This window comes from Phormidium sp. CCY1219 (genome assembly GCF_035615515.1).
Taxonomy (GTDB): Bacteria; Cyanobacteriota; Cyanobacteriia; order Cyanobacteriales; family Laspinemataceae; genus CCY1219.
In genome coordinates this window covers 1-10,773 of the sequence record NZ_JAJENT010000505.1, presented here as the reverse complement: position 1 = coordinate 10,773, position 10,773 = coordinate 1, and the positions used below count along the sequence as shown (strand labels likewise).

The following is a 10,773-nucleotide window of genomic DNA, read 5'->3' as shown; positions in this document are numbered from 1 at the left end:
ATAGCGCAATGGTTATTTATCCCTAGTCCAACTCTCAGATATGGAAAAACATGCCTATTAGCGCAATGGTTATTTATTCTTAGTCCAACTCTCAGATATGGAAAAACATACCTATTGGCGCAATGGTTATTTATCCCTAGTCCAACTCCCAGGGATGGGAAAAAACTGTCCTGATGAGCGGGATGGTTATAATATTTTCATATAAGTAAGGTAGAGAATTTTTCACCTCAGAGGTGCAAGCGCGGTAATGACTATTTGGCTATGGATCGCATCAATCTGAGAAAGGCTATAAACGCGGTTCGCACTTGGGTAATCGTTTTAAAATCACTGTAGGCCATGATGGTAAGGATGAAGGGGGATAAAAAGGATTTGGGAAGCTTTTTATCGAAGCTTTTCTACTGAATCTGCATGTCAATCGTCTGGCGTGAAATTAGCCCGCGTCGGCGGGCTTAGGCTATCGAGAAGCAGAAGCGAGAGAAGGGTGCGTCAACCGTGGTAACGCACTCTTCTGTCAAACCTTAACTCTTTTTCTTGGTTGAGGACGAGGTAGATTTTTTGCGAGAACTGCGCTTCGACTTACCGCCACTCTTGGAAGATGCCTTAGCGGCGAGCAATTCTAACGCTTTTTCTAACGTCACCTCTTCCACCTTCATCCCTTCCGGGAGGGAAGCATTGGTTTTGCCATGTTTCACATAAGGACCATAAGGACCATCGTAAACATTCACCGGTTCTTCATCGGCGGGATGTTTGCCCAATTGGCGTAATGGTTCCTTACTTTTGCCGCCTTTTCGGCTGCGTCCTTTTTTCGGTTCCGACAATAATTGTAAAGCCCGGTCTAGAGAAACCGTTAACACATCATCACCGGCTTTCAGAGAACGATAATCCTTGCCTCCTTCTTTCCCTTGGTCGTGAACCACATAAGGACCGAAGCGTCCGAGTCCTGCTTGGATTTTGCCACCGGTTTCCGGGTGAGTGCCCAAAGTGCGGGGGAGGGAAAGCAGTCCGAGGGCTTGGTCGAGGGTAACATTTTCTGGGTTAACCCCTTTCGGGAGAGAGGCGCGTTTGGGCTTTTTGTTTTCCTCACTGGTTTCGCCGAGTTGGACGTAAGGCCCGTATTTGCCGATCAGTACGTAAACCGGCAAGTTGGTTTTCGGATCCACACCCAGTTCCTCGGGACCTTCGGTTTTTTGCTTGAGGATGGTTTCCACTTGTTCTGGGTCCAGGTCCGAGGGGGTCAAATCCTTGGGGATAGAAGCAGTGACCACGCCGTTTCCGTTTTCTGCTTCAATATAAGGACCATAGCGACCGATGCGAACTTTGGCGTCTAAATTGTCCAGTTCCACACTGCGCGCTTGATTCGGATCGATTTGGTCTTCTTGTTTCTTGACTTGGTTGTGCAGACCGTTTTCGCCGCGATAAAAATTCTCCAGATAGGGTAGCCAGTTGGCTTCCCCGGTAGAGATTTCATCGAGGGTTTGTTCCATTTTGGCGGTAAAGCCGGTGTCTACCAAGTCGGGGAAGTATTTTTCCAGCAGATCGGTGACGGCGAAAGCGGTGAAGGTGGGGACAAGGGCATTACCTTTGAGCATGGCATAGCCGCGATCGATGATGGTGCTGATGATGCTGGCGTAGGTGCTGGGGCGTCCGATGCCTTCGCTTTCGAGGGTTTTAACCAGAGAGGCTTCACTGTAGCGGGCGGGGGGTTGGGTTTCGTGACCGATCGCCTCGATATTGTTGCAGTTGGGGCGATCGCCTTCTTTCAGGGAGGGCAAAATCACCTCCCGGTCTTCCAGGGCCGCCTCAGGATCGTCCGACCCTTCCACATAGGCACGCAAAAAGCCGGGAAAATCGATCCGCTTCCCACTGGAGCGAAAATCTGCATCTTCCACGCGCAACTCCACGCTAATCAGGGTTTGGCGGGCATCTGCCATTTGGCTGGCAACCGTGCGCTTCCAAATCAAATCGTACAGTCTCAGTTCGCGCCCGGACAGACCGGTCTGTTGCGGGGTGCGGAACGTATTGCCCGCCGGACGAATCGCTTCGTGGGCCTCCTGCGCCCCTTTACTCTTGGTGGTATATTTCCGAGGTTTCGGGCTGAGATATTCTTTCCCATACATTTGCTCCACACAGGTGCGCGCCGCGTTGAGCGCTTGGTCGGACAAATGCACCGAGTCAGTTCTCATGTAGGTGATATACCCGTTTTCGTAGAGATTTTGGGCGATTTTCATCGTATCTCGTGCCGAGAACCGCAGCTTGCGGTTAGCTTCCTGTTGTAGGGTGGAGGTGGTGAATGGCGGGGCGGGTTTGCGGGTGCTGGGGCGTTCCTCCACATTCCGCACGGTCCAGGGTTTGTCCCCGAGTCGTTCCACTAAGGCATGGGCTTGCGCTTCATTGAGCAGCACCACATTGCGACCTGCGGCAATTTGGCCGGTGGCTTCGTCGAAGTCGCTACCGGTGGCAATTTTCTGGCCTCCTAGAGCCACCAGTTTGGCTTCAAAGGCGGTTTGGGAGTGGTTTAAGGTTGCTTTTAAGTCCCAATAGCTGCCTTGGCGGAAGGCGCGACGCTGCCTTTCTCGGTGGACCAATAGGCGCACCGCCACCGATTGCACGCGACCGGCAGATAAACCGGAGGCAATTTTTTTCCACAGTAGGGGCGAAAGGGTATAACCCACCAATCGGTCTAAAATCCGTCGGGTTTCCTGGGCGTGAACCAGTTGCTCGTCGATGTTGCGACAGTGGTTGAGGGCGCGGCGAATGGCTTCGCGGGTGATTTCGTGAAATACCATCCGCTTGATGGGGACTTTGGGCTTGAGCACTTGTAGCAGGTGCCAGCTAATACTTTCCCCTTCTCGGTCTTCATCGGTGGCCAGAATGAGTTCATCGGCAGATTTTAAGGCATCTTTCAGGGCTTTGACGACTTTTTGTTTGTTTTTGGGAATCACGTAGAGGGGTTGGAAGTCCGCGTCTACATTTACCCCGAGCTGCGCCCATTTTTCCCCTTTGACCTTTTCGGGAATTTCGTCCGCAGATGAGGGTAGATCGCGCACGTGACCCATCGATGCCTCTACGCGATAGTCGTTCGGTAGGAAGTTCCGAATCGTGCGGGCTTTGGTTGGAGATTCGACGATGACAAGGGTTGACATGGCACCTTTTTGGGATAGCAGCTTGGTAGACAGTCAGCTTTAGAGTTTTTGAGGGAGATGTCAAGGGGGATCGGTAAGGAAGGCATCAATCGGTGCGAGGCGGTTGCCTCGGTTGAGTCGGGATGGCGCAGGTTTCGGTTGTCAAGGGCAACCATAGGGTGGGCGATGTTTTAGCCAATCTCTATTTATATCCGATTTTCCAATGTTGGCCGATTGACTGGCATTGCCTCAGATGCAGGCCGATCGCCCTCTCTACCCAAGGCAGAACCTTCGGGATTCTCCACGGGGAACGAGGAAGGCACCCTAATATCGACTCACCCCTCGGAAAGCTGCCAGTCTGCACAGTTGGGGACAAGCTCCCTAAAATGACCCTAGCACAAGCGCTTGAAACTGAACATGAATCGCTAATCAAATGGCAGGGATGAGTTGCGGCGGCATCGATCGCCGGAATGGCTCGATTTTCTGGGGAGATGAATGGGCGCGCCAGCGATCGCTTCTGCCAGATGTCCCCGCGAATGGCACGCTCGTTGGCGGGGTTGGGGTGAGTTCCCCCTCGGATCGCGCAGATATCGCGGTAAGATGCAGTATTGTAACGAATTTTCCATCGACAGACTGCACCTATTGGTTGCGTTTGCGATAGTATTCCATCTGCCGATTACCCTTTATGAATTTAGCGAATCTTGCAGCCCAACTGAATGCTGGGAGAATCTTGCCAGAGGCGATCGTGGTCTTAACCTTACTGGTGGTCTTGGTTTATGACCTGCTTGTGGGGCGCAAGTCTGTGAAGGCGACCCCTTATCTGGCGATCGCGGGTCTACTCGCCGCGATCGTCGCCCTTTTCTATCAGTGGGACACCACCACTCCCCTCGCATTTTTCGGTGAGTTTAATGGCGATGCCCTCAGTGTCGTGTTTCGGGGCATTGTTGCCCTCTGTGCGGCGGTGACGATTTTGATGTCGGTGCGCTATGTGGAAAACTCGGGCACCGCTTTGGCGGAATTTCTGATGATTTTGCTCACCGCTACCCTGGGGGGAATGTTCCTTTCTGGGGCAAATGAATTGGTGACTGTGTTCGTTTCCCTGGAAACCCTGAGTATTTCATCTTACCTGCTGACCGGCTACATGAAGCTCGATCCGCGTTCCAATGAGGCAGCATTAAAATATCTGCTGATTGGTGCGGCATCTTCGGCGGTGTTTCTCTATGGGATTTCTCTGCTTTATGGGTTATCCGGTGGCGAAACTCGCTTAGATGCGATCGCGGCAGGTCTGGCAACTAGCGGTACTGGCCCTTCTTTGGGCTTGGTGATTGCTCTGGTGTTCGCGATCGCGGGCATCTCTTTCAAAATCTCTGCGGTCCCTTTCCACCAGTGGACCCCTGACGTTTACGAGGGTTCCCCCACCCCGGTGGTGGCTTTCCTCTCGGTGGGGTCTAAAGCCGCCGGCTTTGCTCTGGCTATCCGTCTGCTCTCTACCGCTTTCCCTTTAGTCTCGGAACAGTGGCATTTCGTGTTTACCGCCTTGGCTATCCTCAGTATGATCCTGGGCAATGTGGTGGCTCTCGCCCAAACCAGTCTCAAGCGAATGCTGGCTTATTCTTCTATCGGTCAAGCCGGTTTCGTCACGATTGGTTTGATTGCCGATACCAATGCCGGATATTCCAGTATGATTTTTTATCTGCTGGTTTATCTGTTTATGAACCTCGGCGCATTCACTGGCGTGATTCTGTTCTCTCTGCGAACGGGCACGGACCAAATTAGCGAATATTCTGGTCTGTATCAAAAAGACCCGTTACTCACTTTGAGTCTGAGTATTTGCTTGCTTTCTTTGGGCGGAATTCCCCCCCTGGCTGGCTTCTTCGGTAAGCTTTATCTGTTTTGGGCTGGCTGGCAAGCGGGTCTTTATTGGTTAGTTTTGCTCGGATTAATTACCAGCGTCATCTCGATTTACTACTACATCCGCGTGGTGAAGATGATGGTGGTGAAAGAACCTCAAGAAATGTCCGAATCTGTGAAAAATTATCCGGAAGTTCGCTGGAATTTACCGGGAATGCGTCCGCTACAAGTGGGTTTGGTTCTCACGGTGGTGGCCACTTCTTTGGCGGGCATTTTGTCTAATCCCTTGTTTACTTTGGCGAATGATTCGGTGACGCGCACGCAAATGCTGCAAGCGTCTCTGTCTGAATCTGCACCGGTTGCCACTTTAGAGATGCCGCACAATTCTTCTAATACTCAGGCGAATTCTGGCGTTTTCTCTGGCAATGATTTAAACTGAACTTTCTGTAGGGTTGAGTGTGGGAATCTATCGGAGAAATTCCCTCCCTCGACTGAGCGAGAAACGCTATTGTGGCGATCGCTTTTTCTGGCAAATTCTCTCTCGGGCTAGGATGAACTACCGTTCATCCTATGCCCTATTTTTTTTTTGTGAAGCTCATGGGGCATCCCGCGATCGCAAAAAGCCCCGCATCCCACTGGGTGCGGGTCTTTTTTAATGCGATATTTCCTCTGGGGTTGCGGGAATCTGGCAACAGGCGGAGGCGCGATCGCTGTCGGAAAACCCCCCCTACCGTGACGACGGGCAGCAATTTTTACTGCATCGCGATCGCTCCCCTTGCCCCCAATCCCTAATTCGACACTTCTGCTACCTCGATAACGCGCCCTTGCATGTCTTTGACTAAAAAATTTAAGGGCTTTTCCCGGCGCAGTTTGTACTTGACGCCATAAGTCTGCACGCGCATCAGCAACTGTTCGAGACAATCGCGATCGAACCCCACGTGGCGTTGCCGATTTTTATTTCCCAAACTCGCACCGCCAATAATGTGCAATTGGGTATTCTTCTGCAACTGATACCACAACCCGTCGGGGCCGTTCATTCCCGAGGTGGTTGGTGCCCCGACATTGGACATGTAAATGGGGTCAATTCCCGTACCACCGAGGGTTTGTTCGTAATTGTAATAGTAGTGCAGCGGAACTTCGGCGGCGGGCAGCTCTAGCATCCCTTCATAAAACTGTCGCGCCATCTCGAGATCCGACACCATCACCGTATAGACTTTCGGGGCACTGGTTAAAAACATCCACATCGCTACCGCATAGGCAGCAAGTAGCATAACCATGATCCCCTGGGTGGAAAACAGGCTATCGAGTGGCAGAGAAGGTAACAAAGCGCTTAACGTAGGATTAATGCTAATCGTTAAAACCATGAACTTTTCAGGGGTCAAAACCAAGGTTTGTCTCGAGCGATCGCCCGCTTTCCGGGCGCGTCACACCGACAAGGGTGTTTCACTCGGATTTTAATTAATTGTAACAACCCGCAAACAACCTCATCAAAACTTTACTGAATGCCCTGCATTGAGGATACCCCAACCCCCGCCCCGCCCCCCCTTTTGCCAAAACTTCTCCCCTCTACCAATGCCAGGGTGTCGATTCCGGTCATCTCTGGATATATTACAAACAGCGCCTCTGCGTATCTGGCGTTTGCTTCTCCCGTTTCACTTGTCCCCTTCCCCCTACCAACGGCATCGGGGTCTCCTCGGTGACATCTCTGGCGAAAATTGTTACAGTCAGGGGCGTCGAGGGCGTTCCCTCTGGCGCTACTGTCTCGGATTTGTCGAACCTTGCAGCTTTTGGAGTGACTCGAAATCGTGCAACCCCCTGTTTTTCCTGAATGCAACCATCCTGTGGTTAAGTCTCTGTTTCGCTACAGCGATCGCGAATTGCTGACTCTGTTTCAGCGCCATCCCGATGAAGGCAAATACTTTACAGCAATTTTCTGTCGCTATAGTTCGATTGTCTATACCCTCATCCAACATCACGCTAAATCTCCCGTTCAAGGAGACTATCTCTTCGCCCTGACTTGGCGTCATATCTTTCACGAACTTCGCGGTTTGGATTTGCGCTTCCACGAAACAGAATCCATGCCTTTTACCCTTCAAACTTGGTTGATTAATATGACGGCTTGGTGTATCGAACGCGCCGAACTACCTACAGTCGAATCGATTCACTATTCTCTGCAAACTTCCCCCCCTCCCCTATGGTGTTATGTGGAACAAGCCCTCGATTTGCTCTCCCCTATCTTGCGCTTAACTCAGTTGATGGCCAATACTTTCCACTGGAGCGAAACTCGCATTTCTGCTTATCTACAAGCGGAAGGCGAATCGGTTTCTCCCGCTGATGTTTCGGCATTACTTACTGAAGGCGCTGAGCGCTTGGAATCTTTATTACCCCGGGATATTAGAACGATTTATCTCGATGGCGACTCTACCCCGGTTAACTCTTCACCTGCTTTGGAACAAGTCCAATCCTAACTCGAAAGGCTGATTTCTTCCTAGAGACATTCCCCGTAATGTCTCTAATTTTTTATTCCCCAAAATTCATCGCCACAAAAAAAGGCACTCCCTGCGATCGGCGAGTGCCTTCAAAGGCTTGTCTATGAGATTAGGAATCGAACACGATAATTAATATGCCGCTTTTTTTACAAATTTTGTAAAAAATGAATGAGTCCATTGCCCGTCACCGCTTCAAACGCCAGCAATGAGGCAAATCCCAGCATCGCCAGTCGTCCATTCAGCTTCTCGGCGTAGTCGGTAAATCCGGCGCGCGGCGTCTCCTCTACATACATCTTCGGCTCAATGGCAAAGTTATTTAACTTATCACTCTCGGTAATAACCACGCCTCTTCGGGTATCCATTATCAAAGTCTCCTATATGGGTTTTGACCGGGCGGTGCGTCCGCCTTTGTAAATAAATGTAACAGACTTTGTTAAGTTTTGCAACAATTTTGCCGATTTTTTTGAAAATTTTTCCTTAGCCCCTACCTGTAGGGTGGTAAATGCCCACTAAACACCACATATGCCGCCTACCACCCAACCTGGCAGACGCTTATTTTTTACAATTCGTAATATTCCTTGTTGGCGATTGGTAATGTTTTCCTTAGTTTACACTTAGATTGCATAACTAGGAGGGCGATTGAAATCGAGCCTGGGCAGGCCAATTCCGCCTACGCGGACTATTTATCTTCCTGAGATGAGATGGGCAGCATAAAGTCGCACCTGCTAGTTGGCGATATTTTGTTATGCAATTTAGATGTTTTATTTTGTCAAAGCAATATCTAAGGGAGATTTAACAAAATTCTCAATTCTCCCCTTGGCCCACCGGTCTCGGGGTCATCAGTTTTTACCACAAAAAATATTATTTGTCAATAGGTAGGGTGGACATTGCCACCCTACCGTTGTGGATTATGCGGGTTGGGGAACTTGCTGTAGATAATCGGCAAATCGCTCTTGTACTTGTTCTAGAGTGAGATTTTGGCTCCAGAATTCGACCAAAGCGTGACCGAAAGCCCAAGCATTGCGATCGGGGGAACCAGAATTATCCCGCAGGAGGGGCCAGAGCGATCGCAGGTCGAAATTAAAGGGGTTGGCGTCGGGATTCAACAGGGAGAACAACTCATACGCCATCTGCAGTTTGCCGATGGTGACGGGCAATTGTTCCACGGGAATTTGTTCGGCTAGCACATAGGCTAACGTCGGCGATCCGGTGGAGACGGTGGAAATAAATCGCAGGATCGGACTTTTGACCAAGGCGGTGAGACCTTGGGTGGTTGCCATTTGGAAGGTATAGCGATCGATGATGCGGGCGGCGGCGACAGTGCGGGCTTCGCGATCGCGCAAAAAGCGGGCAATGCGCTGTTGTTTCGCCGGGGCGATCGCTTCCACCAGAGCTACAGATAAAGCTTCTGCATTCCAGGCGTTGCGGTTGCTCTGAGTGTCTTCCGTCACCAACGGGAAAACGCGATCGCACAGTTCTCCCAACTGTTCCTGACGATATTCTGTCGCTTCTCGAATTGACTTTTCTTTGGATTTGTCGCCCCATATCCAGTCATACGGCGGGTTCCACTCGCGGATCGGGCGCAGGCGATCCACTTGCGTGAGAATCGCGATCGTCGGTAAATCCGGCACTTCGGCTTTAATCTCCTGGAGAAAGTCTACATCCATTTGCAGGGCCGGATCCAAGGCGGGAGTCACTAACAATAACAAATCGGCGGTTTTCGCATAGTCCAGTACCCATTCGCGCAAATCCTCGCGGTGGACTTGTTCGTAACCCGGTGTATCGCAAAGGATGAGACTTTCTCCCGTCTCGCTGGTCCAGTTATAACTTTGGATGCGATCGGTACTGGGCAATACATCCACTTCGGCGCGATCGCTGTGAAACAAAGTGTTAATCGTGCTGCTTTTTCCCGCGCCGGTGCGTCCCACCAGCAAAATATTTACCGGCTTTTGCTCCACGCTTTCCACCGGTTCCGCTTCCGCCAGAATCTCTTGCAGGGTTTGGGTTTGCGCTTTCGGGAGGGCGGGGGTGGGAACTGTGGTGTCTGCGGTAGGTAACGTGCGATTTCCGTACAGGGCGATCGCTTGCCGGCAGAGGTTCCGCAATGCGGCTTCTCGCAGCATTTGGCTTAAATTGAACAGCAATTCCTGGGTAGCTTGGGTGTTAGAGCGTTGGCTGGCGACGCGCGCGATCGCGGCTACCGGGTTGAGAAACCACTGCGCCCAGCCCCAAGCTTGCCACAGTTTGCGGGCGGAGGGTTCCAGCTTGCGGTAAACTTCGTATCCCTGCACCGCCTGTCCCACAGTAACTTGGCTCAAAACCGGGGAAAGCTGCTGCATCCAGCGATCCATGTCATCCACGGTACCGCGAATCAATCCGTAAGCTTGTGGCACATATATACTGAGCAGGGGATATTTGACTTCCGGGTTATAGATATGCGCGATCGCCACCACCAAATCTTGGCACCGATTCCAAAAGGTTTGCCAGTCTTCCCAAATCGGGCGATCGTTGCGCGTTTGTGCGAGGAGTTCTTGCAGTGCCTCTTCCGCTTTCTGCGTGGCTTCATCGGCGGTAGGGAGGGCTTTGGTTTCTGTGGCTGATTCGGCTTCGAGTTCTTCCGTCACCTGGGCGATCGCCGCTTCTACCTGTTCCGTCATCGGTTTGGTCCATCGCACCAGCAACCACCGCCACCCGAGAAGCATCAGGGTGACTATCCCCCAAATCCAGTTAATCCCCCATTCGTGAATTTGCCACCCGGCTGACACCAGCAGGAAGGTTGCAATACTGGCGATCGGAAGTGCCAATATCACCCACTGCCACAATTTTAATCGGATCATTGTTTTATGCCTCCCTTGAGTCGCATTTTTGTCAAAATTCAAAAGGCTCTGGTTAACTCGATTGAGTGCAAAAATTGCCTTTGTGACAAGTGTAGCGTTTTCTTTCTCCTCCCTGCATGAAACGTCGCCTCTCCCTGCTGCGATCGCGCGGAATGTTTCAGCCGGGGGTAGGGAATTTATTCAAAACCCTCTGTCAACGCCCGCGCTTCAGGCACACCCTTCCCCACCATCGGCTGAAATGCGATCGATCGGGTATCGAAAGCCAAAAAACCTGTGGTAGAATCGATCGCGATCGCAAGATTGCGTTGACATGCAGTGTAGAATTTCCCAGAGGATCGCTATCCAAGTGTTCCTCAAGAAGTGCTAAACTGCTGAGTGCAACAGAAACGACTCCCAATGTCAGGAACCCCATCCCTAAAGGGAGGGGCTTGGTAAGACTTTATTTTCCCAAGCTCACCTGACCAGAAGACCAGA

At 51.3% G+C, this 10,773-nt stretch carries 8 protein-coding genes; 4 read left to right on the top strand and 4 right to left on the bottom strand.

The window, feature by feature from the left end; genetic code table 11:
* Positions 1-518: 518 nt before the first annotated feature.
* Positions 519-3,143 (bottom strand): type I DNA topoisomerase, encoded by a 2,625-nt coding sequence (topA, locus tag LKK83_RS13275; protein WP_324631641.1) that lies wholly within the window; start codon positions 3,141-3,143, stop codon positions 519-521.
* 412 nt (positions 3,144-3,555) lie between these two features.
* On the opposite strand from topA, the gene LKK83_RS13270 reads away from it, so the two are divergent.
* From LKK83_RS13270 to LKK83_RS13260, 3 genes are all read left to right on the top strand, one after another.
* Entirely contained in the window at positions 3,556-3,783 is a 228-nt protein-coding gene (locus LKK83_RS13270; RefSeq protein ID WP_324631640.1) for a hypothetical protein, read from the top strand.
* Between the two features lie 24 nt (positions 3,784-3,807).
* Positions 3,808-5,412, top strand: coding sequence for an NAD(P)H-quinone oxidoreductase subunit N (locus LKK83_RS13265; RefSeq protein ID WP_324631639.1), 1,605 nt, complete (start codon positions 3,808-3,810; stop codon positions 5,410-5,412).
* 131 nt (positions 5,413-5,543) lie between these two features.
* A complete protein-coding gene (locus tag LKK83_RS13260; RefSeq protein ID WP_324631638.1) occupies positions 5,544-5,765 on the top strand; it encodes a hypothetical protein in 222 nt (73 codons plus the stop codon).
* Here the strand turns inward: LKK83_RS13260 and LKK83_RS13255 are convergent.
* The gene (locus LKK83_RS13255; protein ID WP_324631637.1) at positions 5,762-6,337 is read right to left on the bottom strand and encodes a glyoxalase-like domain protein; all 576 of its coding nucleotides are present in this window, start codon (positions 6,335-6,337) and stop codon (positions 5,762-5,764) included. The genes LKK83_RS13260 and LKK83_RS13255 overlap by 4 nt on opposite strands.
* A gap of 441 nt (positions 6,338-6,778) precedes the next feature.
* Here LKK83_RS13255 and LKK83_RS13250 point away from each other — a divergent pair, with 441 nt between their 5' ends.
* Positions 6,779-7,441, top strand: coding sequence for a sigma-70 family RNA polymerase sigma factor (locus LKK83_RS13250; RefSeq protein WP_324631636.1), 663 nt, complete (start codon positions 6,779-6,781; stop codon positions 7,439-7,441).
* A 167-nt stretch (positions 7,442-7,608) separates the two neighbouring features.
* Here the strand turns inward: LKK83_RS13250 and LKK83_RS13245 are convergent, their stop codons facing one another.
* Positions 7,609-7,824: a high light inducible protein gene (locus tag LKK83_RS13245; protein ID WP_324631635.1), complete on the bottom strand. Its 216-nt coding sequence runs from the start codon at positions 7,822-7,824 to the stop codon at positions 7,609-7,611.
* A gap of 546 nt (positions 7,825-8,370) precedes the next feature.
* The gene (locus tag LKK83_RS13240; protein ID WP_324631634.1) at positions 8,371-10,299 is read right to left on the bottom strand and encodes a GTPase family protein; all 1,929 of its coding nucleotides are present in this window, start codon (positions 10,297-10,299) and stop codon (positions 8,371-8,373) included.
* Positions 10,300-10,773: the final 474 nt, after the last annotated feature.